Source organism: Caproiciproducens lactatisolvens (genome assembly GCF_052443335.1).
Lineage (GTDB): Bacteria > Bacillota > Clostridia > Oscillospirales > Acutalibacteraceae > Caproiciproducens.
In genome coordinates this window covers 2,941,764-2,966,289 of the sequence record NZ_CP195750.1, presented here as the reverse complement: position 1 = coordinate 2,966,289, position 24,526 = coordinate 2,941,764, and the positions used below count along the sequence as shown (strand labels likewise).

General features: G+C 58.8%; 27 protein-coding genes. 25 read left to right on the top strand and 2 right to left on the bottom strand.

The features are described 5' to 3' along the window. Window positions 1-16 precede the first annotated feature (16 nt). The 11 genes from ACRQV7_RS14650 to hflX all read left to right on the top strand — a co-directional run bounded on the left by ACRQV7_RS14650 (window position 17) and on the right by hflX (window position 7,708). Entirely contained in the window at window positions 17-1,030 is a 1,014-nt protein-coding gene (locus tag ACRQV7_RS14650; protein WP_444658814.1) for a phage major capsid protein, read from the top strand. A gap of 10 nt (window positions 1,031-1,040) precedes the next feature. After that, a complete protein-coding gene (locus ACRQV7_RS14645) occupies window positions 1,041-1,397 on the top strand; it encodes a hypothetical protein (protein WP_275717650.1) in 357 nt (118 codons plus the stop codon). Further along, complete coding sequence (locus ACRQV7_RS14640) at window positions 1,394-2,071, top strand: hypothetical protein (RefSeq protein WP_444658813.1); 678 nt, start codon at window positions 1,394-1,396, stop codon at window positions 2,069-2,071. Before ACRQV7_RS14645 ends, ACRQV7_RS14640 begins: the two co-directional genes overlap by 4 nt. Window positions 2,072-2,149: 78 nt before the next feature. Further along, window positions 2,150-2,671, top strand: a complete 522-nt coding sequence (locus ACRQV7_RS14635) for a LysM peptidoglycan-binding domain-containing protein (protein ID WP_444658812.1) — start codon at window positions 2,150-2,152, stop codon at window positions 2,669-2,671. Then, window positions 2,668-3,567 (top strand): hypothetical protein, encoded by a 900-nt coding sequence (locus tag ACRQV7_RS14630; protein ID WP_444658811.1) that lies wholly within the window; start codon window positions 2,668-2,670, stop codon window positions 3,565-3,567. The genes ACRQV7_RS14635 and ACRQV7_RS14630 overlap by 4 nt, the downstream gene beginning before the upstream one ends. A 5-nt stretch (window positions 3,568-3,572) precedes the next feature. Then, window positions 3,573-3,911: a hypothetical protein gene (locus ACRQV7_RS14625; RefSeq protein WP_275717654.1), complete on the top strand. Its 339-nt coding sequence runs from the start codon at window positions 3,573-3,575 to the stop codon at window positions 3,909-3,911. Window position 3,912: 1 nt separating this feature from the next. Further along, window positions 3,913-4,248 carry a histidine kinase gene (locus tag ACRQV7_RS14620; RefSeq protein ID WP_444658810.1) on the top strand — a complete coding sequence of 112 codons (336 nt, stop codon included), beginning with the start codon at window positions 3,913-3,915 and terminating at the stop codon, window positions 4,246-4,248. Between the two features lie 29 nt (window positions 4,249-4,277). Next, the gene (locus tag ACRQV7_RS14615; RefSeq protein ID WP_444658809.1) at window positions 4,278-5,324 is read left to right on the top strand and encodes a baseplate J/gp47 family protein; all 1,047 of its coding nucleotides are present in this window, start codon (window positions 4,278-4,280) and stop codon (window positions 5,322-5,324) included. Next, complete coding sequence (locus ACRQV7_RS14610) at window positions 5,321-5,902, top strand: hypothetical protein (RefSeq protein ID WP_444658808.1); 582 nt, start codon at window positions 5,321-5,323, stop codon at window positions 5,900-5,902. The genes ACRQV7_RS14615 and ACRQV7_RS14610 overlap by 4 nt, the downstream gene beginning before the upstream one ends. 11 nt (window positions 5,903-5,913) lie before the next feature. Then, window positions 5,914-6,381: a hypothetical protein gene (locus tag ACRQV7_RS14605; protein WP_444658807.1), complete on the top strand. Its 468-nt coding sequence runs from the start codon at window positions 5,914-5,916 to the stop codon at window positions 6,379-6,381. A 67-nt stretch (window positions 6,382-6,448) separates the two neighbouring features. Then, window positions 6,449-7,708, top strand: coding sequence for a GTPase HflX (gene hflX, locus ACRQV7_RS14600; RefSeq protein ID WP_444658806.1), 1,260 nt, complete (start codon window positions 6,449-6,451; stop codon window positions 7,706-7,708). A 51-nt stretch (window positions 7,709-7,759) separates the two neighbouring features. Here the strand turns inward: hflX and ACRQV7_RS14595 are convergent, their stop codons facing one another. Further along, window positions 7,760-8,263, bottom strand: coding sequence for a flavin reductase family protein (locus tag ACRQV7_RS14595; RefSeq protein ID WP_444658805.1), 504 nt, complete (start codon window positions 8,261-8,263; stop codon window positions 7,760-7,762). A gap of 197 nt (window positions 8,264-8,460) precedes the next feature. On the opposite strand from ACRQV7_RS14595, the gene ACRQV7_RS14590 reads away from it, so the two are divergent. From ACRQV7_RS14590 to argF, 7 genes are all read left to right on the top strand, one after another. Further along, window positions 8,461-9,681, top strand: a complete 1,221-nt coding sequence (locus ACRQV7_RS14590) for an argininosuccinate synthase (RefSeq protein ID WP_444658804.1) — start codon at window positions 8,461-8,463, stop codon at window positions 9,679-9,681. Between the two features lie 67 nt (window positions 9,682-9,748). After that, entirely contained in the window at window positions 9,749-11,128 is a 1,380-nt protein-coding gene (argH, locus tag ACRQV7_RS14585) for an argininosuccinate lyase (protein ID WP_444658803.1), read from the top strand. Next, complete coding sequence (argC, locus tag ACRQV7_RS14580; protein ID WP_444658802.1) at window positions 11,125-12,159, top strand: N-acetyl-gamma-glutamyl-phosphate reductase; 1,035 nt, start codon at window positions 11,125-11,127, stop codon at window positions 12,157-12,159. Before argH ends, argC begins: the two co-directional genes overlap by 4 nt. A 13-nt stretch (window positions 12,160-12,172) precedes the next feature. After that, a complete protein-coding gene (gene argJ / locus ACRQV7_RS14575) occupies window positions 12,173-13,387 on the top strand; it encodes a bifunctional glutamate N-acetyltransferase/amino-acid acetyltransferase ArgJ (protein WP_444658801.1) in 1,215 nt (404 codons plus the stop codon). 26 nt (window positions 13,388-13,413) lie between these two features. Beyond that, a complete protein-coding gene (gene argB / locus ACRQV7_RS14570; RefSeq protein ID WP_444658800.1) occupies window positions 13,414-14,271 on the top strand; it encodes an acetylglutamate kinase in 858 nt (285 codons plus the stop codon). 61 nt (window positions 14,272-14,332) lie between these two features. Then, on the top strand, window positions 14,333-15,511 hold the full coding sequence (locus ACRQV7_RS14565) for an aspartate aminotransferase family protein (RefSeq protein ID WP_444658799.1): 1,179 nt from the start codon (window positions 14,333-14,335) through the stop codon (window positions 15,509-15,511). A 50-nt stretch (window positions 15,512-15,561) separates the two neighbouring features. Continuing rightward, a complete protein-coding gene (gene argF / locus ACRQV7_RS14560; RefSeq protein ID WP_444658798.1) occupies window positions 15,562-16,470 on the top strand; it encodes an ornithine carbamoyltransferase in 909 nt (302 codons plus the stop codon). Between the two features lie 5 nt (window positions 16,471-16,475). On the opposite strand, the gene ACRQV7_RS14555 is transcribed toward argF, so the two are convergent. Continuing rightward, window positions 16,476-17,753: a PepSY1/2 domain-containing protein gene (locus ACRQV7_RS14555; protein ID WP_444658797.1), complete on the bottom strand. Its 1,278-nt coding sequence runs from the start codon at window positions 17,751-17,753 to the stop codon at window positions 16,476-16,478. Between the two features lie 186 nt (window positions 17,754-17,939). Between ACRQV7_RS14555 and ACRQV7_RS14550 the strand changes: the two genes are divergently transcribed. The 7 genes from ACRQV7_RS14550 (at window position 17,940) to ACRQV7_RS14520 (ending at window position 24,524) form a co-directional block, all read left to right on the top strand. After that, window positions 17,940-18,644: a gamma-glutamyl-gamma-aminobutyrate hydrolase family protein gene (locus tag ACRQV7_RS14550; RefSeq protein ID WP_444658796.1), complete on the top strand. Its 705-nt coding sequence runs from the start codon at window positions 17,940-17,942 to the stop codon at window positions 18,642-18,644. 157 nt (window positions 18,645-18,801) lie between these two features. Next, the gene (murD, locus tag ACRQV7_RS14545; protein ID WP_444658795.1) at window positions 18,802-20,187 is read left to right on the top strand and encodes a UDP-N-acetylmuramoyl-L-alanine--D-glutamate ligase; all 1,386 of its coding nucleotides are present in this window, start codon (window positions 18,802-18,804) and stop codon (window positions 20,185-20,187) included. 81 nt (window positions 20,188-20,268) lie between these two features. Then, window positions 20,269-21,285, top strand: coding sequence for a M20/M25/M40 family metallo-hydrolase (locus ACRQV7_RS14540; RefSeq protein WP_444658794.1), 1,017 nt, complete (start codon window positions 20,269-20,271; stop codon window positions 21,283-21,285). Continuing rightward, window positions 21,285-22,316: a M42 family metallopeptidase gene (locus tag ACRQV7_RS14535; RefSeq protein ID WP_444658793.1), complete on the top strand. Its 1,032-nt coding sequence runs from the start codon at window positions 21,285-21,287 to the stop codon at window positions 22,314-22,316. Before ACRQV7_RS14540 ends, ACRQV7_RS14535 begins: the two co-directional genes overlap by 1 nt. Beyond that, window positions 22,309-23,043, top strand: a complete 735-nt coding sequence (locus ACRQV7_RS14530; protein ID WP_444658792.1) for a GNAT family N-acetyltransferase — start codon at window positions 22,309-22,311, stop codon at window positions 23,041-23,043. The genes ACRQV7_RS14535 and ACRQV7_RS14530 overlap by 8 nt, the downstream gene beginning before the upstream one ends. Before the next feature lie 13 nt (window positions 23,044-23,056). Further along, on the top strand, window positions 23,057-23,239 hold the full coding sequence (locus tag ACRQV7_RS14525; RefSeq protein WP_444658791.1) for a DUF6440 family protein: 183 nt from the start codon (window positions 23,057-23,059) through the stop codon (window positions 23,237-23,239). A 13-nt stretch (window positions 23,240-23,252) separates the two neighbouring features. Next, on the top strand, window positions 23,253-24,524 hold the full coding sequence (locus tag ACRQV7_RS14520; protein ID WP_444658790.1) for a methionine gamma-lyase family protein: 1,272 nt from the start codon (window positions 23,253-23,255) through the stop codon (window positions 24,522-24,524). The last annotated feature ends 2 nt before the right edge of the window (window positions 24,525-24,526 follow it).

Genomic DNA, 24,526 nt, shown 5'->3' with positions numbered 1-24,526 from the left:
AACGGGAGGAAAAAAGATGGCATTTTATGAATCGGTAAAACTCGAAAAAGGAATGTACGGCACACCGGGGAAAAGCTTTACGGAGGTTCTGGAAAGCCTGGACCCCACCGAAAATTACGCGGGCACCGGGCTGGAAGGGCTTGACGCTTACCAAAGACAGCTGAAACGCTTCGATATCCGCGTGAGCGGCGCGGATTCCGACCGGCTCGAAAAGTTTTTCCAGACGGCGGATTCCTCGGCGCTTTTCCCGGAGTACGTCAACCGCGCGGTGCGTCAGGGAATGGAGCTGGCGAACCTGCTGCCGAACCTCGTCGCGACGACGACCAACATCGGCTCCATGGATTACCGCACCATTACGTCCAATCCGGGCAGGGACGACAAGGCGCTCAAGCCCGTCGCGGAGGGTGCGCAGATTCCGCAGACCGTCGTCAGGACGCAGGACCATCTGGTCAGGCTGCAGAAACGCGGCAGGATGCTGGTCGCGAGCTACGAGGCGCTCCGCTTCCAGAAGCTGGACCTGTTCACCGTCACCCTGCGCCAGATCGGCGCTTACATTGCCCGCGCGCAGCTTGCGGACGCGGTGGAAGTGCTGCTGCACGGGGACGACGGCCAGTCGCCCGCCGGTACGGTGGAAACGGTCGGGGCCAAACCGGATTACGCCGATATGGTGAACCTGTGGGGCTCCCTTGCGCCGTATTCGCTCAATACCATGCTGGCTTCCACGGCGACCGTGAAGGATATCCTGTCCATCGGCGAGTTTAAGGACGCGAACGCGGGACTGAATTTTCAGGGTACCGGCAAGCTGGCCGCCCCGCTCGGCGCGAACCTTCTGCATGTGCCGGATCTGGAGGACAACCGGATCATCGGGCTCGACAAAACCTGCGCGCTGGAAATGGTGCAGGCCGGAGGGGTGCGGACCGATTACGACAAGCTGATCGACCGTCAGCTGGAGCGCGCCGCCATCACCGCGATCGCGGGGTTTGCCAAGATTTTCGACAGCGCCGTCAAGGTGCTGAGCTATCAGTCCTGAGGGCGACGATATGGTGATTGAGGATGTGGCCGAACGCTTTGCGCTGATGGCGGACTTAAACGCCGAGTCCGCCGCCCGGTTCCTGCCCCTGTGCGAGGACGCGATGACGGAAATCGGCCGCCGCGTCAAAGAGGACGTTCCCGAAGCGCAGGGGCTTCTGTGCGCGGCGGCGGCTTCGCTCGCGCTGTACCGCTGGGCGGTGACGACGGCGGGGGCCGGGGTGGAGAGCTTTTCGGCGGGGGATATCAGGGTGACGAAAAGCTGCGCCGGTGTGGAAATGGCCAGACAGGCGTGGCGGGAATCCGCCGCCGCCGCGGCCCCGTATTTAAAGGACGACGGTTTTTTATTTGAGAGGATCTGCCCATGAAGCGGAAGGAAGCGCTGGAAAGGCTCTTTCAGAAATACGGCGAAAAAGTGATCGTCCGTGACCGGGAAGTCAGCGCGATTTTACGGCCTTTGCAGTACAAAAGCGGCGCGTCCCTGAATCTGCCCACGGAATATTACGATAACCTGCATTACCTTTACACCGGCCCTGCAGGGGAACCGCTTTGTACCGGGGATGCGGTTTCCAGCGGTGCACGCAACTACGTTGTCAAGCGCGCCGACACGGCCCTGATGGCGGGGGAAGAGCTTTACGTCTGGGCGGTTCTGAAGGTGCTGGATGACGGCGCGGACCGGGAGGTGTTTCTGGAAGCGGACGGAAAACGGGCCGCGGTCGCGGACAGCTACACGGTAAAATGCGTGCAGCAGAGCCGGACGGTTTCGGCCTGGGGCGAACAGGACGCGGTTTCCACCGCGCCCGGGCGGATCAGCTATGAGCTGACCGTCCGGAACGTCCGGCCGGAAAACGGCGCGGATCTGTGCGCGCTTTCCGGCTTTTGCCTGATCGCCGCGGGAAACGGCGAAAGGACGGTCTATTCCGGGTGCAGGTGGAAAAACATCACGGCACAGGGCGGGGCGGGCAACACGCCCCGTCAAAGCATGGAGATGGTGGCCGCGGCGCGGACACAGGAAAAGGAGGGGGAAAGCGGTGGACAGTGAGCTGGACGAAATTTCGGAAGGACTGGAACGGGATTTCCGCAGGTACCCCCATCCGCTGGACACGGGGGAGGAAAACGCATGAAAATACAGCCCATGAGCTATAAAAATTATGTGTGGCCTTTTAACCCGAAGCAGGTGGAGGTCGCCTATTCCAGAAATATCCAGAACCTGAAGCTGCCCCTGTACGGGAGCGTTCTGCAGGATCTGGGCTTTGACAAGCGAGTCGTGACTGGGTCGGGGGAATTCATCGGCAGCGGATGCATGGAGGAATTCAGCCGTCTGGCGGCGGTGTTCGCCTCCGGGGAAAGCGGGCTGCTGCGCCTGCCGGGGGACACGCCGTTCCCGGCGGCGTTCGCGTCGCTGAAAATGATCGGCGAAGCCCAGCCGGACTGCGTTTCCTACAGCTTTGTCTTTGTGGAGGACGACGCCGGTCCGGAAGAGGCCTCTCTGTCCGAAACAAGCTATGTCTGCAAGGGCGGGGAAAGCCTTTGGGAAGTGGCGAACCTTTACGGGACGGACGTGGACACGCTGAAAGGCCTGAATCCGCTGATCCAGTGGCCGAACGCGCTAAAGGCCGGGCAAAAGGTGGTGCTTCCGTGACCTATGTGGGCGTAACGCCGCAGGGGGTGGGGCTTTTGCTCCCGCCCCCGGTTTCGGCAAGGCTGATTTGCGGGGAGGACGCGCCGGCGGACGGTTTCACCGGCGTGTTCCCGCTTGAAAAAAGCCTGGGGCGGCTGACAGGGCTGAAAATCTATGACCGGAACCGGAAGCTGTGCTTCGACGGAATCGTGGACGAGCAGAAGGAAAGCGTCGGCGGCGGATGGAAGCTGACGCTTTCCGCCCGCAGCCGCGCCGCGCTCCTGCTGGACAACGAGGCTGTTCCGCAGACCTACTGTATGCCGTCGCTGAAGACCGTTTTTGAAAGGCATGTGAAGCCCTACGGCTTTTCGGGCTTTATAGGCGACAGCCGGGCCTTTCACGGAACGTACACGGTGACAAAGGGAATGAGCGAGTGGCAGGCCGCCGCCGGATTCTGCACCCGGTTTTTGAAAGCGGCGCCGCGGATTGCGGGCGACACGCTCGACGCGTCCGGCGCGAAGCCGCAGGGGGAGCTGCTGTTTGACAATGCGGGCGGGATCGGGTATACCTCCGTTTCGGTGGAAAACCTGTACTGCAGCGCTCTTTCGGAGGTCCTGATAAAGTCCGGAAGCGCCGGGACTTACAGCCCGGCGGCACAGAGCGCGGAGGCGGTTTCCCTTGGAATCCGGCGCAGGAGATGCCTTGCGCAAGGCGACGCCGACGGGCTGATCCGCGCCGCGGAGAAAAAGGCGTACCGGGTGACCGCGGACTGTCCGGGGGAAATCGCGGCCGCTCTTTTTACAGCCGCAAGGATGCGGGACCCGGCGCTCGGCACGGTGGAAAAGCTGTATGTTTCACAGACGGAGTACCGCCTGAACGCAGACGGGGAAAGCACCCGGTTTACTTTGAGGAGGTGAGGAGCATGTGGCTTTCACAGCAGGTGATCGCCGCGCAGAACCGGAAAACCGCCGCACAGGTGGCGGAAGTGACCGGGGCGGCGGTGATGCAGGGGGAAAACGAATACCGGAGCATTCCGCTTTTGGGGCCGTGGGGCATCGCCTATCTGCCGCCGAACGCGGCGAAGACGGTTGTTGTCGGCACCGGTTCGGGGAACGCCTGTATCGGCGCGGTGACGGATGAAAAAGGAATCGCCCCGGGCGAGCTGCTGCTGTTTTCGTCCGGCGGAGCGAGCATTTACCTGAAAAACAGCGGAGAGGTCGTCATCAACGGACAGGTCTTTGCCGCTCGGAAGGAGGATTAGCATGGATACGGCGTTAATCGGAGGGGATTTTCTGCCCGGTTCCAACGGCCGCCCAAAGCAGATCGGCGGCGCGCGGGAGCTTTTGCAGCGCGCCGCGGTCCGTTTGACCGTACCGCTCGGCGGCTTCGTGTACGACCCTTCCCTCGGGAGCCGGCTGTATGAACTGAAGCCGGGCGGCAGCGGGCTGAACGAAAAGGCCCTTGCCATGGCGCAGGAAGCGCTCAGGGCCCTGCCGCAGGTCACGGTGGAGCGCGCCCAATGCTCGGGGGATCCGCCGGCCGCGGTGGTCACGCTGAGCTGCGGCGGGGAGAAAGCGGAAATAGAGGTGAAATTTTAGTGTACAGCTACAAGGAGATATTGACGCGGATGCAGGATGAGTTTACGTCCCTTGCCGGATACGCCCCGGACGACGCTTCGGACATCGGCATCCGTATGAAGGTGCTGGCAGGGGAGCTTTATTCGATCGGCAGCGCGGTGGACTGGCTGAAAATGCAGACGTTCGCGCAGAGCGCGCAGGGGGAGCAGCTTGAGCTGCGCGCGCAGGAGCGCGGGCTTCAGCGCAAGCAGCCGGTGGCGGCCCGGGGACGCATCGTCTTTCAGCGCGCCACAACGCTCTGGTACGACGTACCGATCCCCGCCGGAACGGTCTGCGCGGCCTTTGGCGACGAGCCGGTACGGTATGTCACGACCGAAAGCGCCCTGCTGAAAAACGGCGAGCTGAGCGTCGAGGTCCCGGCAAAAGCGGAACAGGGCGGGAAAAGCGGGAACACGCAGCCGGGCACCGTCACCGTCATGGTCACGCCGCCGCCCGCCATAGAAAGTGCGGCGAATCCGTCCGCCTTCACCGGGGGGGAGGACGGCGAAAGCGACAGCGAGCTGCGCGCCCGCCTGATGCAGAGCTACGCGAGCATTTCCAACGGCACCAACGCGGCCTTTTACCGCGAATGCGCTTTGAAGTACGACGGCGTTTACTCCGTGGGCGTGGTACCGCGCGAAAACGGAGCGGGAACGGTCGGACTCTACCTTGGCGGCAGGGGAGCCGCTCCCCTGCCGGAAATCGTCGGCCGGGTGCAGAATGATCTGAACCTGCTGCGTGAAGTGAACGTCGACGTGAAGGTTGCGGCGGCGCAGACCGTCCCGGTGGAGATCGACATTGCCGTTACCCCGGCGGACGCCGTTTCCGAACAGGATGCGAAGGCCGCCTGCGAACAGGCGGTCAGGGAATACTTTGACGAGCTGTCGGTCGGGGAGCCGGTGATTGTGACCGCGCTGGGCGTATGGGTTTTCGCGACGGGAAAGATCAAAAATTATCTCTTTAACACATCCGTGACCATGGACAGGAAGATCGGCGCGAATCAGCTTGCGGTCTGCGGCACGGTGCGGGTGGGGCATTACGCGGGGGTTGGGCAATGAAAGCTTTGGAATCGATGATCGCGAAAATGAAAGCGGCAAAGCTCTATTCGCTCAGCGGGAATACCACCGTGGACTGTGAGCTGCGGGCGTACGCGCAGGGGTTTGCCATGGTCTGCGGCGAGCTGGAAACGCTGCAGCGGGAAAGCTTTGTCGCCACCGCGTCGGATTACGGGCTGGAAAATGCGGAGAAGCTTTTGCGGATCGGCGCGCAGGGAAACGGGGAAGAACGGCGCAATGCCGTCATGAAGCGCTGCGCCGTTACGCCGAACGATTTTACCGTGAGCGATATGGAGCAGATTTTTGCGATGGAGGGCGTCGATGCCCGAATCTGCGAACGGTTCGCCGATCAATGCATTTATGTAAACTGCATGGACGCGTCGTTCACGGAAAAAAAGAAAGAAGCCGTTTTGCAGACTGCCAAAAACTACCTTCCCGCACATTTGAACGCGGAACTGGATTTTAGAAGCATTTCATGGAACAATATCGACGGTGCGGATGAAACGTTTGACACAAAAGACGCTTTTTCCTACACATGGGATGCGATCGACGGTTTCGGCGGCGGAATGGTAAAGATCTGAAGGAGGAAGCAATGCCTACAAACAATAAAACATCCCTGGGGCTGAACAGCTGGGTGGGAACCGACAAACCGATGCGCGGCGACTTTGTGGCGGACAACACGCTGCTGGATTCGCTGCTGGCTGCCCATTTCGGAAATACGCAGATGCATTTGTCGCCGGAGGACCGGACTTTGCTCACACAGGCGTTTACCGTCGGAAGCTACTATGGAAACGGAGAAGCCTCACAGGTGATCACGCTGCCGTTTGCGCCCCGATTCGTGCTGGTTTTTATGGAAGGAATGCCCGCAAACGACTATTTTCCGGGCGGCGGATATAACGAAAACAGCTTTGCGGCTGCTGCCCAGACGGGCGAAAGCAGGGGCGTTTCTCTTTCCGAAGGCAAGCTGACCGTGTACCAGACGCAAAATGCACAGGCCGGAGGAATCCTGAATAATTTAAATAGCGATACGATGAGTTATCTCTATGTCGCTTTTCGATAGAATTTGCATTATTTCGGGTTTTGAGATAAAATAATAGCGGAAAAACAGCGGATCATGCTGAAAGGGGATGGAAAAACTGGATCTGTACGAAAATGAGGAAAAACCGGAGCGCGCGCTGCTGGTGGAAGTCAATACGGGCGAATATGACGCAGAAACTTCGCTGGCGGAGCTGTACGAGCTTGTCAGCAGCGCGGGAGCGGAACCTTTCGGCGCAATCACGCAGAACCGGCCCACTTACGACAACGCTACCTGCGTCGGGTCGGGAATGATGGAGGAAATAGCGGATTTCTGTGAAAAGCAGGAAATCGACCTGCTTATTTTTGACTGTGAGCTTTCTCCTACTCAAATCCGGAATATTGAACAGATCAGCAAGGTGCGCGTCGTGGACCGCACGATGCTGATTCTGGATATTTTCGCGGCGCGCGCGAAAAGCAAGGAGGGCCGGCTCCAGGTGGAGCTGGCGCAGCTGAAGTACCTGCTGCCCCGGCTGTCCGGAAAGGGAACGTCGCTTTCCCGCCTCGGCGGCGGAATCGGCACGCGCGGCCCGGGCGAAAGCAAGCTGGAAACCGACCGGCGGCATATCCGCAGGAGGATCGACACGCTCAGGGAGCAGCTGGAAGCGGTGGAAAAGCACCGCAGCCAGATTACCCGCCGCCGTCAGAAGGACGGGGTCGTCACCGTTGCGCTGGTGGGCTACACCAACGCGGGGAAATCCACGCTAATGAATACCCTGACACAGGCCGGGGTGCTGGCGGAAGATAAGCTTTTCGCCACGCTGGACCCCACCGCCCGCTCGCTGAAGCTGCCGAACGGCGCTACGGTGATGCTGATCGACACCGTCGGGCTGGTGCGCCGCCTGCCGCATCATCTGGTACAGGCTTTCCATTCCACGCTGGAACAGGCCGCCACCGCCGACATTATCCTGAATATCTGCGACGCTTCCAGCCCGGAAGCACAGGAGCATTTGAAAATCACGAAGGACCTTTTGTCGGAGCTTGGCTGCGAGGGAAGGCCGGTGATCCCCGTGTTCAACAAATGCGACCTTCTTCCCGCGGCCAACATCATCCCGTTTATGGGCAATTCCGTACGGATCAGCGCGGCGACGGGCGCGGGGACCGATAAACTGCTCAGCGCGATCGAGGAGAATCTGCCGGTCAAAAGCAAACGGGTGAAGATGCTGCTTCCGTTTTCGCAAAGCGGCCTTGCGGCGCAGATCCGCCGCGAGGGGATGGTGGAAAACGAGGAGTACACCGACCTTGGGCTGGTGCTGACGGCACAGGTCCCGTCGACCCTGGACGGTTCCATCGGAAAATATATCATCGAATGAAAAGAGCCGGTTCCCGCAGCAGGGAACCGGCTCTTTTCCGCTTTTTGAGGGCTACGCTTTTTCCAGTACCTTTACGATTTCACCGACGAACATCTTGTGGTAGTCCTTCTGTGGATAGCACTTTCCGTCGATCGCGGGGTCGATAAAGCAGGCGGGGTCAATGGGCTGCCCGTGCAGCTTGCGGCAGATGAAAACGAGCTTTGCCTCTTCAAAATAAGGCGCGGCTTCGTCGTAAACGGACGTCAGGCCGGCGTCTTTGATCTTGTCGGTATCGCGGCCGGAGCGGCTGCCGCAGTAGTTCAGGGCCTTTCGCTGCGACTCGTCGAAGAAGCAGAGGGAATAAAAATCCTCTTTTTCGATGAATTCGAGAGTATAACGCTGCGGACGGATAAAAATAAAGGAAACGTATCGGTTCCAAAGCTCGCCCAGAGCGCCCCAGCTGGCCGTCATGGTGTTGCACTTTTCCCGGCTGCCCGCGGTAATCAGCATCCACTCCTTATCGATCTTGGTGAATGGATTAAAATTCATGGTGGTAATGTCGATTTGCTGAAACATCAAAAACACCTCCGTTAAATTGGTCCTTGTTTCTATTTTATTTTATCACGTTTGGATATATCCCACAATCAAAAATAATTTGATTTGGCTGTTTTTATCTATTAAAGATAAAATGAATATTTATGCACAAAATGCTTGAATTTCCGTATAAATAGTGTATAATAAAACACAACAAAACAAAACGGGAGGCCTATGCAATGGAAAACAAGATTAAAAAAGTAGTTCTCGCCTATTCCGGCGGATTGGATACTTCGATTATTATTCCCTGGCTGAAGGAAAATTATAACAACTGCGAGGTCGTCGCGGTCGCCGCGGACGTCGGGCAGGGCGCGGAGCTGAACGGCCTTGAGGAAAAGGCGAAAAAGACGGGCGCGTCAAAGCTCTATATCGCCGACCTGAAAAAGGCGTTCGCCGAAGATTATATCTGGCCGACGCTCAAGGCCGGGGCGGTGTACGAGAACAAATATCTGCTCGGGACCTCCTTTGCAAGGCCGCTGATCGCGAAAAGGCTGGTGGAAATCGCCCAGGCCGAGGGCGCGGACGCCATCTGCCACGGCTGCACCGGCAAGGGCAACGACCAGGTGCGGTTTGAGCTTGCCATCAAGGCGTTCGCGCCGAAGATGAAGATCATCGCCCCGTGGAGGGAGTGGTCCATCAAATCCCGCGACGAAGAGATCGACTACGCCGAGGCGCACAATATTCCGCTGAATATTACGAGGGAGACGAACTACTCCAAGGATAAAAACCTGTGGCATCTTTCCCACGAGGGACTCGATCTGGAGGACCCCGCGAACGAGCCGGCCTATCAGAAGCCGGGTTTCCTGGAGCTGGGCGTTTCACCGGAGCAGGCGCCCGACAAGCCGACCTACGTCACCCTTGCGTTTGAGAAGGGCATCCCGGTGTCCCTCAACGGCAGCAGGCTCTGCGCTGTCGACATGATCGCGCAGCTGAATCAGATCGGCGGGGAAAACGGCATCGGCATCGCGGATATCGTGGAAAACAGGCTGGTGGGCATGAAGTCCCGCGGCGTGTACGAGACCCCGGGCGGCACCATTCTGTACCATGCGCACAACAAGCTGGAAGAGCTCTGCCTTGACAGGGACACCTACCACTACAAGCAGGGTGTGGGCAATAAATTTGCGGAGCTGGTTTATTTCGGCCAGTGGTTCACCCCGCTGCGCGAGGCGCTTTCCGCCTTTGTGGAAAGCACCCAGCAGACCGTGACCGGCGAAGTGAAGCTGAAGCTGTACAAGGGCAATATTATTGACGCGGGGGTCACTTCCCCGTATTCTCTCTATGACGAGGATATTGCGACCTTCAGCGAGGATGAGGTCTACAATCAGGCGGACGCCAACGGGTTTATCAACCTGTTCGGGCTGCCGATTCAGGTACAGGCGCTGAAAAAGCAGAAAAAATAAGGGATCATCCATTTTGGGGCAGGCATACGGTCTGCCCCACATTTTCAATAAACGGAGTGTGTGTGACTTGAAGCTGTGGGCGGGAAGATTCCATAAGGAACTCGATCAGAAAACCAATGATTTTAATTCATCCATTTCCTTTGACAGCCGGATGGCAAGGGAAGATATAGAGGGCAGTATTGCCCACGCAACCATGCTCGGCGCCTGCGGAGTGATCGACGCGGCGGAGAGCGAAAAAATCTGTGCGGAGCTGAAAAAAATCCTCGCGGAGATCGAAAGCGGAACGCTTTCCATCGACGGGGAAGCCGAGGATATCCACACCTTTGTGGAGGGCGAGCTGACCGCGCGGCTGGGAGCCGCGGGCAAACGGCTGCACACCGCGCGCAGCCGGAACGACCAGGTTGCGGTGGACGTGAAGCTGTATCTGAAAAAACAGTGCGTCCTGCTGCACGGCCAGATCAAGGAGCTGATCGGCGTGCTGTGTAAAAAGGCGCTGGAAAACAGCGATGTGGTCATGCCGGGCTACACCCACATGCAGCGCGCGCAGCCCATCACCTTCGGGCATCACCTTCTGGCCTACGCGGAAATGTTCCAGCGCGACCTGTCCCGTCTGGAGGATACCGGAAAGCGCATGGACGAATGCCCGCTCGGCTCCGGCGCGCTGGCGGGGACCACTTATCCGCTGGACCGCGAAATGACCGCCTCCCTTTTGGGCTTTGCCGGGGCGACGAACAACAGCCTCGACGGCGTCTCCGACCGGGATTTCTGCATGGAGCTTGCCGCGGATATCGCCATCGCCATGGTGCACCTTTCCCGGTTTTCGGAGGAAATTATCCTCTGGTGCTCGTGGGAATTTAAATTTGTGGAGCTGGACGACGCGTTTTCCACCGGCTCCAGCATCATGCCGCAGAAAAAGAACCCCGATATCGCGGAGCTGGTCCGCGGCAAGAGCGGGCGCGCCATCGGCGACCTGACCACGCTGCTGACCATGATGAAGGGCCTTCCCCTTGCATACAACAAGGATATGCAGGAGGATAAGGAAGCGATTTTCGACGCGGCGGACACCCTGCATATGTGCCTGACCGCCTTTATCCCGATGGTGGACACCATGCGGGTGCTGCCTCAGAACATGCGGAAAGCGGCGGCGAAGGGCTTCATCAACGCGACCGACTGCGCCGATTATCTGGTTGGCAAGGGAATGCCCTTCCGCGACGCGTACAAAGTGACCGGCGAACTGGTGGCGTACTGCATTGAAAACGGGCTGACGCTCGAAACCGTGCCGCTTGAGAAGTACAAAGAATTCAGCGGGCTGTTCGACGGCGGGATCTTCGACGCGATTTCGCTGGAAAACTGCGTGAACGGCAGGAAGGTGCTGGGCGGCCCGGCTCCGGAAAATGTGCGCGCACAGGCGGAAAGAGTGCTGAAAAAGCTGGGGGTGCAGCCATGATCCGGGCGGGCGTGGTCGGCGCGACGGGCTACGCGGGCGCGGAGCTCTGCCGGCTGCTGAGCGGGCACCCGCAGGCACAGCTGGCGGCGGTCAGCTCGGTCAGCTTCGAAGGGCAGGCCCTTTCGGAGATTTACCCGGCGTACCGCGGCGTATGCGACATGGTCTGCGGCACCCAGAGCGAGGCCGTTGAAAAAAGCGACGCGGTCTTTGCCGCGCTGCCTCACGGCCTTTCACAGGAGCTTGCCGCAAAATGCTTCGCAAAAGGAAAGGTCTTTATCGACCTCGGCGCGGATTTCCGGCTGGAAAACGAGGAGGATTACCGCGAGTGGTACGGCGGGACGTTCCTGCATCCCGACCTTCATGCGCTCGCCGTTTACGCTCTGCCGGAGCTTTTCCGGGAACAGATCCGGGGCAAAAAAATCATTGCGAACCCCGGCTGCTACACCACCGCGGTACCGCTCGCACTTGCGCCGGCTTTGAAAAACGGCCTGATACAAAAGGACGGCATCATTGCCGACTGCAAAAGCGGCGTGACCGGCGCGGGCAGAAAACCGAGCCAGAACACCCATTACCCGGAACTGAACGAGGGCATGAGCGCCTATAAGGTCGCCTGCCACCGGCATACGCCGGAGATGGAGCAGAGCCTTTCCCATGTGGCGGGCGCGCCGGTAAAGCTGACCTTCGTGCCGCATCTGCTGCCGGTCAACCGGGGAATCCTCGCCACCTGCTACGCGAAGCTGGCCGCGGGAGCAACCATGGAACAGATACAAAAAGCCTATCATGACGCGTACGATTCGGAATATTTTATCCGGCTGCTGCCGCAGGGCATAGAGGCCGACATCAAAAATGTACGATATTCCAATTTCTGCGATATTTCACTCCACACCGATTCCCGTACCGGCACGCTGGTCGCCATCTCGGCAATCGACAACATGGTCAAGGGCGCGGCGGGGCAGGCGATCCAGAATATGAATCTTGCATTTGGAATAGAGGAAACAGCCGGGCTGAAAGCATTGCCCCCGGCATTTTAAGGGGATAGTGAAAATGGAATGGATCGAGGGCGGCGTTACCGCCGCACAGGGCTTTACCGCAGCGGGGATTTACAGCGGAATCCGCAAGAATAAATCAAAGCCGGATCTTGCGATGATTTATGCAAAGGTTCCGTGTTCCGCCGCGGCCGTCTATACGCAGAACTTAGTCAAGGGCGCGCCGGTTGTGGTGACGCGGAAAAATATCGCCGACGGCAAAGCGCAGGCGGTGATCTGCAATTCAGGCAACGCCAACACCTGCAACGCCGACGGCGAGGAAAAGGCGTGGAGGATGTGCGAAATCGCCGCGAAGGAGCTCGGCATTGCGCCGCAGGACGTGGTCGTCGCCTCCACCGGGGTCATCGGCCAGGTGCTGCCGATCGAACCGATCGAACAGGCGGCGCCTGAGCTGGCAAAGGCGCTTTCGCCCACCGGCTCGGGGGACGCCGCGAGGGCGATTATGACGACGGACACCGAAGTGAAAAATTTAGCGGTCAGGCTGACCATCGGCGGAAAATCCGTCCATATCGGCGGCATTGCGAAGGGCTCCGGCATGATTCATCCGAATATGGCGACCATGCTCTGCTTTCTGACCACGGACGCCGCGATTTCGGCCTGCGCGTTGAACGCCGCTTTGAAGGAAGCGGTGCACGTCAGCTTCAATATGGTCAGCGTCGACGGCGATACCTCCACCAACGACATGACCGCCGTCCTTGCCTCCGGTCTCGCCGGGAACGGGGAAATCACGGGGGATTCCGAAGATTACCGCCTTTTTGTGCAGGGCCTGACCGCCCTTTGCACCGCGCTCGCGAGAAAAGTCGCAAAGGACGGCGAGGGCGCGACCAAGCTGCTGGTCTGCCGGGTAACGGGCGCGAAAAGCGAAAAGGACGCGCGGCTGACCGCGAAAAGCGTGATCTGCTCCAGCCTGTTCAAGGCGGCGATGTTCGGAGCGGACGCGAACTGGGGGCGCGTTCTGTGCGCGATCGGCTACGCGGGCGCGGATGTGGACGTAAGCTTGGTGGACGTCACGTTTGAATCGAAGGCGGGCCGCATAGAGGTCTGTAAAAACGGCACGGGAATCGATTTTGACGAGGATGAGGCAAAGAAAATCCTGACGCAGGAGGAAATCAATGTGGATGTGGCGCTGAACGGCGGAGAGTTCCACGCCTGCGCGTTCGGCTGCGACCTCACCTACGACTATGTAAAAATCAACGGGGATTACCGGAGCTGAGGAACGCGGACGGAGGAAGGAACAGTATGGATATCAGCAATGCGGACCGGGCGCGGGTTCTGGTGCAGGCCCTGCCGTATATACAGGAATACGCGGGCAAGACGGTCGTTGTAAAATACGGCGGAAACGCCATGGTGAACGAGGACCTGAAGGACGCGGTCATGAGCGATATCGTTCTGATGCAGCTCGTCGGCATCAACGTGGTGCTGGTGCACGGCGGCGGGCCGGAAATCAGCGCGATGCTCAAAAAGATCGGCAAGGAAAGCCGTTTTGTCGGCGGGCTGCGCGTGACCGACGCGGAAACCGTGGACGTTGTGCAGATGGTGCTGGCGGGCAAGGTCAACAAGGATCTCGTCCAGCTTCTGGAACGGCACAACGGCCGGGCCATCGGCCTTTGCGGGCTGGACGGCGGCATGATGAAGGCAAAAAAGCTCGCGGCGGGGGAGGATCTCGGCTTCGTGGGCGAAATTACCGAAGTGAATACCGAAATCGTTTCCCAGACCACGGCAAACGGCTATGTGCCAATTGTGGCGACCGTAGCCGGCGGTGAAAACGGGGAAGTGTACAATATCAACGCGGACATCGCCGCGGCGCGCATCGCGGCGGAAATGGGCGCGATCAAGCTGATCCTGATGACGGACATCAAAGGGCTTCTCAGCGATAAGGAAGACGAAAGCACCCTGATTCCGGTCGTCAACGTCAGCGACGTGCCGAAGCTGCAGAATCAGGGCATCATCAGCGGGGGCATGATCCCGAAAATCGACTGCTGCGTCGAAGCCGTGCGGCGGGGCGTGAGCCGGGCGCACATCATCGACGGGCGTATCCCGCACTCCATTCTGATCGAGCTTTTTTCAGACGAGGGCATCGGCACGATGTTCTGCTGATTGATCGAACGACAAGGGAATGCCGTACGGGGAAAATGTAATCATAATAGGGGTGACAGAAATGACCTTGGAAGAAATTCAGGAACAGGACCACAGGTATCTTATGCAGACCTACAGGCGGTTTCCCGTGGCGCTTGTTTCCGGCCACGGCGCGACCGCGGTGGACTGCAACGGGAAAGAGTATATCGATTTTACAAGCGGAATCGGCGTCAATTCGCTGGGCTACTGCGACGAACGATGGACGCGGGCCGTCGCGAAACAGGCGGCGACTTTGCAGCATACCTCCAATTTATACTATCAGCCCATGCAGACAAAGCTGGCGGAAAAGCTTTGCGCCCTGACCGGGTTTTCAAAGGTCTTTTTCGGGAATTCCGGCGCGGAGGCAAACGAATGCGCGGTCAAGGTGGCGCGAAAGTACGCCGCCGACAAATACGGAAAAAACCGGTGCCGGATCGTCACCCTGCGGAATTCGTTCCACGGCCGCACCCTCACCACGCTGGCGGCAACCGGGCAGGACGCGTTCCACGAAAAATTTACCCCGCTGACACAGGGCTTTTCCTACGCGTTTCCCAACATGGACAGCGTAAAGGAAAATGTATCGGGGGACACCTGCGCGGTGATGATCGAGCTGGTGCAGGGCGAGGGCGGCGTTCTGCCGCTAAAAGACGGCTTTGTAAAGGAACTGGCCGCGTTCTGCGGGGAGCGGGATATTCTGCTCATCGTCGACGAGGTTCAGACGGGCGTCGGCCGTACGGGAAAACTGTACTGCTTCCAGAATTACGGGGTCATGCCGGATATCCTGACCAGCGCAAAGGGCCTTGGCGGAGGACTGCCGGTCGGCGCGTGCCTCTGTACCGGGCGTCTCGGCGGGGTGATGGACGCCGGTTCGCACGGCTCCACCTTCGGCGGCAACCCGGTCGTCTGCGCGGGAGCGCTCGCGGTGCTGGACGTGGTCGGGGACGGGGGCTTTTTACGGGAGGTGCGTGAAAAGGGCGCGTACCTTACGGAAAAGCTTTCCGCCATGGAGGAAATCGAGTTTGTCCGCGGGCTGGGCATGATGCTCGGCGCGAAGCTGAAAAAGGGGAGCGCCAAAGAGGCCGCGCAGAAATGCGCAGAAAGCGGCCTTCTGGTCCTGACGGCAAAAGAGCTGCTCCGCTTCCTGCCGCCGCTGACGATTGCCTATGAAGATATCGACAAGGGTCTCGCGGTCCTGCAAAAAGTGATCCGGACCCTGAAATAAAGGAAGATAGAAAAACGGTAAAATAACATTTGATTTTTAGGAGGGCAACTATGAAACATCTGCTGAAAATGCTTGACCTGACCAGCGAGGATATCACCTCCGTTCTGAACCTTGCCGACCAGCTCAAATACGAGCAGAAGCACGGCATCGAGCACCGGCATCTGGCGGGCAAAACGCTGGGAATGATCTTTGAGAAGGCTTCCACCCGGACCCGCGTTTCCTTTGAAGTCGGTATGTACCAGCTGGGCGGGCTGCCGATTTTCCTTTCCGCGAAGGATCTTCAGATCGGCCGCGGCGAGCCGGTGCAGGACACCGCCCGCGTGCTTTCCCGCTATCTGGACGGCATCATGATCCGTACCTTCAAGCAGTCGGAGGTCGAGGCGCTGGCACAAAACGGCACCATCCCGATCATCAACGGCCTGACCGACTTTTCCCACCCGTGCCAGGTGCTGGCCGACCTGATGACCATCCGCGAGTACAAGGGCAGCCTTGACGGGCTGAAGATGTGCTACATCGGCGACGGAAACAACATGATGAATTCGCTGATCGTGGGCGGCCTGAAAATGAAGATGGAGGTTGCCGTCGCCTGCCCGAAGGAATACCGGCCGGCCGCCGCGATCCTCGATTTTGCGGTCACGCATCCCGCGTTCAGCATGACCACCGACCCGAAGGAAGCCGCAAAGGGAGCCGACGTGGTGATTACCGACGTGTGGGCCTCCATGGGACAGGAGGAGGAAGCGCAAAAACGCCGCGATGCGTTCAAGGGCTTCCAGATCAATGAGGAAATCATGTCCGCCGCCAAGAGCGACGCCATTGTCCAGCATTGTCTGCCCGCGCACCGCGGCGAAGAAATCACTGCGGAAATGTTTGAAAAACATGCGAAGGAAATTTTTGACGAGGCTGAAAACCGTCTGCACGCGCAGAAAGCCGTGCTGGTCAGCCTGATGGGCGGAAAATAAGAGAGCTATTTGGTCAGCATCCCGTTGTCGGAGACCTGCAGGATCAGAATCTGTTCCTCCAGTCCGGTGGCTGCGTTGATATAGACCAGAACCTGCTCGTTATTCTGTCCGCTGCATACAAATTCATAGGTGAGCACTTCGCTCAGACCGGGGGTTGGAATCAAAGCCAGCCCTCTTTTTTTGACCGTCAGCTTTTTGCTGACGGAAGCCTGCGCCTGGTCGGCGGTGATTTTCGCGGCCAGCGTCCGGTCATGGTGGTTCATGATATAGCCCGTGGAGTTGAACAGTACGATTTCCCCGTCGTCCAGCGCAACGGAAATTTTGATCAGATCGGGGTAGTAGATAATATCGTCTTTATAATAGGCGTAGTTGATCGTGCAGATGCCGTCGTTGATGACGTAGTAGGTCTGCTTCATATCCGAAATGCCCCGGCCCTTCAAAAAGGCGGCGGCTTTTTTGGACGCGTCCTCGTAGCTGAGGTTTTCGGCGGTCACGTCGCGCGAATTCTCCATGCTGGAGACAAACCCGCCCGCCTTTGTCACACAGATGCGGATACCGCCGTTGTTTGCGGTGAAATTATAGGTGGGCAGGTTCCCCGCCGTATCCTGCGTATGCGCAAGCTTATCCTGCGTGACCCCCAGAAATTCCGCCGCGATATTCTGCGCGTTGCCCTGGGCGATCTGTTCGCGCCCCTCGGTCAGCATCGGCTTCATCTGGCTGATATGGTCGGAGAACGGGCCGTCGTAAATCAGCGAAGGGAAGTCGGTAAAGTCCTCCGAGGTTTTCTTGAACTCGCTGGAAAGCTGGTCGGACTGAATATCGGTCTTTACGTTCTGCAGGCCGGACTGCAGCGTTTTGGCGTACTTTTCCAGCTGGCTCATGGTCTTGTAGTCCTCTTCGCTAATCTTCTGTCCGGAAGAGATTTTGGTGGACAGCGTCATGGCGAAATCGCCGACCTGAGTAATGAATTTGGTCACGTTGTCCAGCGAATGGTCGGTGACCGGCAGCACCGCCAGCGCGGATTTCGCCATGCTGGATTCCCTCATCAGCTTGGCGGCCAGCCCGTTTTGCTGGGTTGACGTATTTGCGTAGGAGGCCTTGTTCAGCGCGGTCTCAATGTTGGACACGCAGCCGTTCAGGTCGCCTACGGCACGCTTGTAGTTGTATTCCAGATTCATTTTATATTTGTTTGCGGAAACATAACCCATCGCGGTCGTCGCTCCGAGCGTTACAATCAGCGCAACTACGGCGATCAGCGAAATAATTCTTTTTTTATTCATCATTTTTCACCCCATGACGGTATTTTTTACACGTGAGGCAAAAATATACAGATTTTTCGGTTTGAGGCGGAATCAACATGATATAATAATCGCAAGCGAATATGATATCCGCTTCGCCAATTTATAAAGATACCACAACGGCGCTTTGCGCCTGTGGTATCATAAAAAATCAAAGCGGGAGGGATTTTTATGGCAAAACCGGTCATCGGCTTAACGCCGCTTTACGATCCAGAGCAGGAGCGGTTCTGGATGCGCCCGAACTATCTGCGCGCCGTTGAGGAAGCGGGCGGCGTGCCGCTGGTCCTGCCGCTGACGGACGGGGAAGAGGACATTGCCGCGCTGACCGGACTGTGCGACGGATTTCTGTTTACCGGCGGGCCGGACGTACACCCCTCGCTGTTCAACGAAGAGACGCTGCGCTTCTGCGGGTCGATCGATCCGCGGCGCGACCGGTTTGAAATCCTTCTGCTGAACCGGGCAGTAAAGCTCGACAAGCCTGTGCTGGGCATCTGCAGGGGCATCCAGCTGATGAATGTGGCGCTCGGCGGCAGCCTGTATCAGGATATCCCGGCGCAGGTGCAGGGACTGCCGGTCGCCCATTACCAGAAGCCTCCCTACGATGTGGCGGTGCACGGCATTGACATCGAAAAGGAAAGCCCGCTCTGCGCCATCCTTCATAAAACGAAAATGACGGTCAACAGCATGCACCATCAGGCGGTAAAGGACCTTGCGCCGCCGCTCCGGTGCGCCGCCAGCTCGGCGGACGGATTGGCGGAGTGCGTCTGGATGCCGGAAAAGCGGTTTTTTCTGGGGGTGCAGTGGCATCCGGAGTATTTATTCGGTTCGGAGAGCGGGGACCTTTTCCGCGCTTTCCTCGGCGCCGCGAGGGAATAATGATCCTTTCCGTATGCGGCGGCGGGCCGTTTTTCTTTGCCATTACTTGCTATTTTTTGTGTGCGAAAGTATAATAGATAGTATTGCAGTACCGACATTACGGGAAAGAAACCGGAGCAGAAAATTGCTGTGACTGAAAAACAAGCCGGAGGCATTTATGGATATTCAAAAATTTTACAGTTCGATACGGGGAAAGAGAGTGGCCTTCTGCGGCATCGGCGGAAGCAACCTGCCGCTGATCAAAATCTTTGCGCGGCGCGGGGCGGCCGTAACGGCCCGCGACCGGCGGACGGAGGAAAAGCTGGGCGAAACAGCCGGCGAGCTGAAAGAGTTGGGCGTCACGCTGAAGCTGGGGGAGGGCTATCTGGAAAATCTTGACGAAGACATCATTTTCCGTACGCCCGGCATGAAATATTATCTGCCCGAGCTGAACGCGGCCCGCGAGCGCGGCGCGGCGGTCACCTCTGAAATGGAGGTTTTCTTCGACCTGTGCCCCTGTAAAATTTTCGCGGTGACCGGCAGCGACGGAAAAACCACCACCACCACCATCCTTTCGGAAATGCTCAAAGCGGCCGGAAAAACCGTCCATCTGGGCGGAAACATCGGCAATCCCCTTCTGCCTGAAATCGAAAGCATTCATCCCGACGACGTGGCGGTGGTGGAGCTTTCCAGCTTCCAGCTGATTTCCATGCGCCGCAGCCCGGACGTCGCCGTGGTGACCAACGTCACCCCGAACCATCTGGATATGCATAAGGACATGCAGGAGTATATCGACGCGAAAAAGAACATTCTTCTGCACCAGAACGCCTTCGGGCGCGCGGTGCTCAACGCCGACTATGAAATTACGGCCGGCTTCGCAAAGGACGTCCGCGGCGACAGGCTGATGTTCAGCCGGAAGGGCAGATGCGCGCGCGGCGCGTGGCTCAACGATCAAAACGAGATCATCCTGTCGCTGAACGGGAGGGACATTCCCGTGATGAGCGCCTCGGAGATCCGGATCCCCGGCGGCCACAATATTGAAAATTACCTTGCCGCCGTCTGCGCCCTGTGGGGGACCGTCGGCACGGATGTGATGGTTCAGACCGCCCGCGCCTTTTCCGGGGTGGAGCACCGCAACGAATTTGTGCGCGAGCTGGACGGCGTGAAATATTACAACGACTCCATCGGGACCACCCCGAGCCGCACGGCGAACGGAACCCTGAAGCTTTTCGACCGCAAGATCATTCTGATCGCGGGCGGCTACGACAAAAAAATCCCGTTCGACTCCTTCGGCCCCGCCGTGGCGGACAGCGTAAAGACGCTGGTGCTGATGGGCGCGACCGCGGACAAAATCGAGCGAAGCGTCAAGGCGGCGCCGAACTACCGGGAGGGCGGCCCGAAGATCGTCCGGGTGCGCTCGCTGGAAGAAGCGGTCCAGGCCTGCCGGGCCGAGGCGGTACCGGGCGACATCGTATCCCTTTCGCCGGCCTGCGCCAGCTTCGACATGTTCCCGAACTACGAAACGCGCGGAGAGGAATTCAAAAAACTGGTGGAACGGCTGTAATCCGGCTGTTTTCCCTTTACATAGATCAACACAGTAAAAAACTGACCAGTCAGGAATATAGCAGATAACGGAGTGAATACCATGGATGAACTGAAGAGGCTTGTTTTTCGCCTCTGCGCAGCTCCCGGCACGCCGGGGGACGAAAACGCCGCGGCAAAAACGGCGGTAAAAGAGCTTTCCCGATACGCACAGGCCCGCATTGACAAGATGGGCAACGTGATTGCGAAAATGGGGAAGCCCGGCGCGGAAAAGCATATTCTGCTTGACGCGCATATCGATCAGATCGGACTGATCGTGACCAATATTGATAAGCACGGATTTATCCGGGTTGGCCGCAGCGGCGGGGTGGACCGCCGCGTAATGCCGGGCAGCCCGGTCACCATTTACGGCAAGGAAGTGCTGACCGGCATCGTCTGCTGCACGCCGCCCCACCTTTCGGACGGCAGCGAGGACAGGGTGCTTCCGGTGGAAAAAATGGCGGTGGACGCGGGGCTTTCCCGGGAAGAAGCGGAAAAGCTGATCCGTCCGGGCGACCGGATTCTGTTCCGTGCCGCGCCGAAAAGCCTTCTGGGCACACGGGTAACCGCCCCCGGGCTGGACGACCGCGCGGGCGTCGCCGCGCTGGTCCGCTGCGCGCAGCTGCTTTCCGCCTGCGACCTCGGCTGTGAAGTCACCATTCTTTTCAGCAGCCGGGAGGAGGTCGGCGGTCAGGGCGCTTTGACGGGCGCCTATTCCGTCAACCCGACCCATGCGGTGATCGTGGACGTCAGCTTTGCCAAACAGCCGCATGTCCCGCCGGAAAAATGCGGGAAGCTGGGCGGCGGCCCGATGATCGGCATCGCGCCCCCGCTGGACCGTGAAATGGCCGACGGGATGATCGAAGCGGCGAAAAAGAACGGGATTCCCTATAAGCTCGACGTGATGGGCGGCTCAACGGGAACGAATTCCGACGAGATCGCGGCGACGCGCCGGGGCGTAAAGGCGGAACTGGTTTCCATCCCGCTCCGGTACATGCACACGCCGGTCGAGGTCGTCGACCTTACGGATCTGGAAGATACCGCCCGGCTGATCGCGGAATACATAAAGGGGGTGGAGTAATGGACTGGAAGCTTCTGGAGCGTCTGTGTACGGCGCGCGGCATTTCCGGACAGGAGGACGAAGTACGGAAGATCATTCTCGAGGAAATCAAGCCGTACGCCACGAGCATTGAAATTACTCCGCTCGGCAGTCTCATTGTCTTTAAAAAGGGCGCGAAACGCCCCAAAACCAAGCTGATGCTGAACGCCCATATGGACGAGGTCGGCATGATCGTCACCTATATTACGGACGACGGCCTTTTGAAGTTTGAGACCGTCGGCGGAATCGACCGCCGCGTCCTCTGCGGCAGGCCGGTCACGGTCGGCGCGGAGGTCGGCGGGGTGATCGGAGCAAAGCCGATTCATCTTTTAGAAGAGGAAGAAAAAGAAAAATCCGTACCGGTGAAGGAATTATATATCGATATCGGCGCAAAGGACCGGGAAGAAGCGGAGCGGTATGTCGCCCCCGGTGACCCGGTCACCTTCGACTCCGTTTTCGACACGTCCCACGGCATGATCAAGAGCCGCGCGCTCGACGACCGGGCCGGGTGCGCCATGATGATCCATATGATTCAGAGCGAGCTGAAATACGATCTGTATTTTGTGTTCGCCATACAGGAGGAAACCGGGCTGACGGGCTCCCGGACGGCGGCCTTTGCGGTGGAGCCGCAGGCGGCGATCGTTCTGGAAAGCACCACAGCGGCGGATGTGGCCGGGGTGGATAAAGAAAACCGGGTCTGCTGCGTTGGCGGCGGCGCGGTGATTTCCTTTATGGACAAGCGTACGATTTACGATAAGGAATACTATCAGCTGGCGTTTCAGGCGGCGAAAAAGGCCGGGGTAAGCTGCCAGCCGAAACGGGCTGTCGCGGGCGGAAACGACGCCGGCGCCATCCACGTTTCCCGCGGAGGGGTAAGAACCATTGCGGTTTCCCTCCCGTGCAGGTACCTGCACTCCGCGGTGAGCCTGATATCACAGGAGGACTTCATTTCCGCGCAGAAGCTTGTTTGTGAGCTTGCGGACAGGATTGCAGGCGAGGAACAGGATGATTAAAAAAGTAGAATATGAAGAGGCTCTTTCCCCGTTCGGCACGACGGCGTTCGGGTGTCAGATCCTTTCCACCGCACAGGCCTACGGCCTGAACGAGCCGTTTGCCCAGTTCTGGGTGCAGGAGGAAACCGGTACGCTGCTGTGCAAGCTGGACGATACGGTGATTCTGGACGCCGGGGAAGCGGATTTTGAGGAATTGGCCGATTTTATCCGCATGACGGGCGCGGACCGTTTGCTCTGCGGCTCCGGCGCGGCGCGGAAAATCGGGTTCCCGGTTACAAAGCGCGGGCAGATCATGCGGTATGACAATGCTTCGCCCGTGCAGCCGCGGTCCCTGTTTGAAGCGAACCCCAGTCTGCGCGACATTCACGCGCTTCTTTCAGCCTGTGCTTCGGAAAGCTTTACGCCGCCGGAGTTCGAGCCGTTTTATATGGATATGTCCCACCGCATCCGTCACGATACCGCCGTGACGGCGGGAATCCGTCAGGGGGACAGGCTGGTTTCCTGCGCGATCTGTTCCACCCGGACGGAACAGACGGCCGTGCTGTCGGCGGTCTGCGTAGACCCTGAACATCGAAGAAGGGGTTTGGGGCATGAAACGCTTTCCGCGGTGATTTCCCAGCTGCCGGGCAGAAGGATTTTTATTCTGCGCGCCCAGGATGAAAACGAGGATTTCTACCGCTCCTATGGCTTTTCCGGATGCGGGGAATTTTCAGAAATGAAGATTTAAGGAGGAAGTACCGATGAAAGAAAAGAGATTCAAGATCCTTTATTCGCAGGGGACGGTGGATGTGCAGAGGATTCTTGTGGACACGGAAACCGGCGTCCATTATCTGCAGACATCGTGGGGCTATGCGGGCGGGCTGACTCCGCTTTTAGACCGGGACGGCAAGCTCGTGGTCCGTTTTGCCAATGAAGAGGAATAGTTGAGGAACAAACATGCTTTACCCTTATTTCACAATCGATAAAAAGATAAAGGACGCCGCGGAAAAGGCGTCGAAAATGATTGCGCCGGTTCTGGAAAGAATCGACGGGACTACCGATTACAACCAGCAGAAGATGATGGCGGCGTTTAATCAGGCGGGGGTCAGCGAAAGCCATTTTGCGGCGTCAACCGGTTACGGCTACGGCGACCGCGGGCGTGACGCGCTGGACGCGGTTTATGCCGCGGCGCTCGGCGCTCAGGATGCGCTTGTACGCTATAATTTCGTCAGCGGCACGCACGCGCTGACGGTGGCGCTGTTCGGGGTGCTGCGCCCGGGCGACGTTATGCTCAGCGTAACGGGGATTCCCTACGACACCCTGCGCGGCGTCATCGGCCTTACCGGCGACGGCAACGGCTCTTTAAAGGAGTTTGGTATTCGGTACGAACAGCTGGAGCTGAAAGCGGACGGAACGCCTGATTATGAGGAAATCGGGCGGCGGGTCAATCCGGGAATCAGGATGGTCTATGTCCAGCGTTCGCGCGGATACAGCCTGAGGCCTTCCCTTTTTGTGGAGGATATTGAAAAAATAGCGAAGACTGTAAAAGCCAAGGCGCCGGACTGCATCGTGATGGTGGACAACTGCTACGGCGAATTTGTCCAGACGGCGGAACCGGTCGGCCGCGGGGCGGACCTGATGGCCGGTTCGCTGATAAAAAATCCGGGCGGCGGCGTCGCGCCTACCGGGGGGTATATCGCCGGACGCAGGGATCTGGTGGAAAGCTGTTCCTACCGTCTGACCACGCCGGGCACCGGCCGCGAAATCGGCGCGACCCTCGGCAACAACCGGGAGCTGTTCATGGGCGCTTTCCACGCGCCGCACGTCACCGGCGAAGCACTGAAAACCGCCTCGTTTACCGCGGCGCTGTTCAGCCTTTTCGGATACGACGTCACCCCGAAGTACGACGAACCGCGCGCCGATATCATCCAGGCCGTGCTGCTGCGAGGGGAAGAGGCGCTGATCGCTTTCTGCAAAGGGGTGCAGAAGGGCGCTCCCGTGGATTCCTTTGTGACCCCGGAGCCTTGGGATATGCCCGGCTACGACTGCAAGGTCATTATGGCCGCGGGCGCGTTCACGCTCGGCGCTTCCATTGAGCTTTCCGCGGACGCGCCCCTGCGCGAGCCTTACGCCGCGTGGATGCAGGGCGGGCTGAACTACCACAGCGGCCGTCTCGGTGCGATGCTGGCCGCCCAGTCCATGCTGGAGCAGGGGATTCTGGGCGGATAAAG

Bases quoted from the DNA above. Each gene is read 5' to 3' on its own strand.
- ACRQV7_RS14525 (WP_444658791.1), top strand. From the start codon at position 23,057: ATGAAAGAAAAGAGATTCAAGATCCTTTATTCGCAGGGGACGGTGGAT.
- ACRQV7_RS14540 (WP_444658794.1), top strand. From the start codon at position 20,269: ATGGATGAACTGAAGAGGCTTGTTTTTCGCCTCTGCGCAGCTCCCGGC.
- argB (WP_444658800.1), top strand. From the start codon at position 13,414: ATGGATATCAGCAATGCGGACCGGGCGCGGGTTCTGGTGCAGGCCCTG.
- argC (WP_444658802.1), top strand. From the start codon at position 11,125: ATGATCCGGGCGGGCGTGGTCGGCGCGACGGGCTACGCGGGCGCGGAG.
- argJ (WP_444658801.1), top strand. From the start codon at position 12,173: ATGGAATGGATCGAGGGCGGCGTTACCGCCGCACAGGGCTTTACCGCA.
- ACRQV7_RS14645 (WP_275717650.1), top strand. From the start codon at position 1,041: ATGGTGATTGAGGATGTGGCCGAACGCTTTGCGCTGATGGCGGACTTA.
- ACRQV7_RS14520 (WP_444658790.1), top strand. From the start codon at position 23,253: ATGCTTTACCCTTATTTCACAATCGATAAAAAGATAAAGGACGCCGCG.
- ACRQV7_RS14555 (WP_444658797.1), bottom strand. From the start codon at position 17,753: ATGATGAATAAAAAAAGAATTATTTCGCTGATCGCCGTAGTTGCGCTG.
- ACRQV7_RS14620 (WP_444658810.1), top strand. From the start codon at position 3,913: ATGGATACGGCGTTAATCGGAGGGGATTTTCTGCCCGGTTCCAACGGC.
- ACRQV7_RS14595 (WP_444658805.1), bottom strand. From the start codon at position 8,263: ATGTTTCAGCAAATCGACATTACCACCATGAATTTTAATCCATTCACC.
- ACRQV7_RS14615 (WP_444658809.1), top strand. From the start codon at position 4,278: ATGCAGGATGAGTTTACGTCCCTTGCCGGATACGCCCCGGACGACGCT.
- ACRQV7_RS14535 (WP_444658793.1), top strand. From the start codon at position 21,285: ATGGACTGGAAGCTTCTGGAGCGTCTGTGTACGGCGCGCGGCATTTCC.
- argF (WP_444658798.1), top strand. From the start codon at position 15,562: ATGAAACATCTGCTGAAAATGCTTGACCTGACCAGCGAGGATATCACC.
- ACRQV7_RS14610 (WP_444658808.1), top strand. From the start codon at position 5,321: ATGAAAGCTTTGGAATCGATGATCGCGAAAATGAAAGCGGCAAAGCTC.
- ACRQV7_RS14530 (WP_444658792.1), top strand. From the start codon at position 22,309: ATGATTAAAAAAGTAGAATATGAAGAGGCTCTTTCCCCGTTCGGCACG.
- ACRQV7_RS14625 (WP_275717654.1), top strand. From the start codon at position 3,573: ATGTGGCTTTCACAGCAGGTGATCGCCGCGCAGAACCGGAAAACCGCC.
- murD (WP_444658795.1), top strand. From the start codon at position 18,802: ATGGATATTCAAAAATTTTACAGTTCGATACGGGGAAAGAGAGTGGCC.
- ACRQV7_RS14550 (WP_444658796.1), top strand. From the start codon at position 17,940: ATGGCAAAACCGGTCATCGGCTTAACGCCGCTTTACGATCCAGAGCAG.
- hflX (WP_444658806.1), top strand. From the start codon at position 6,449: ATGGAAAAACTGGATCTGTACGAAAATGAGGAAAAACCGGAGCGCGCG.
- ACRQV7_RS14590 (WP_444658804.1), top strand. From the start codon at position 8,461: ATGGAAAACAAGATTAAAAAAGTAGTTCTCGCCTATTCCGGCGGATTG.
- ACRQV7_RS14635 (WP_444658812.1), top strand. From the start codon at position 2,150: ATGAAAATACAGCCCATGAGCTATAAAAATTATGTGTGGCCTTTTAAC.
- ACRQV7_RS14650 (WP_444658814.1), top strand. From the start codon at position 17: ATGGCATTTTATGAATCGGTAAAACTCGAAAAAGGAATGTACGGCACA.
- ACRQV7_RS14605 (WP_444658807.1), top strand. From the start codon at position 5,914: ATGCCTACAAACAATAAAACATCCCTGGGGCTGAACAGCTGGGTGGGA.
- ACRQV7_RS14565 (WP_444658799.1), top strand. From the start codon at position 14,333: ATGACCTTGGAAGAAATTCAGGAACAGGACCACAGGTATCTTATGCAG.
- ACRQV7_RS14640 (WP_444658813.1), top strand. From the start codon at position 1,394: ATGAAGCGGAAGGAAGCGCTGGAAAGGCTCTTTCAGAAATACGGCGAA.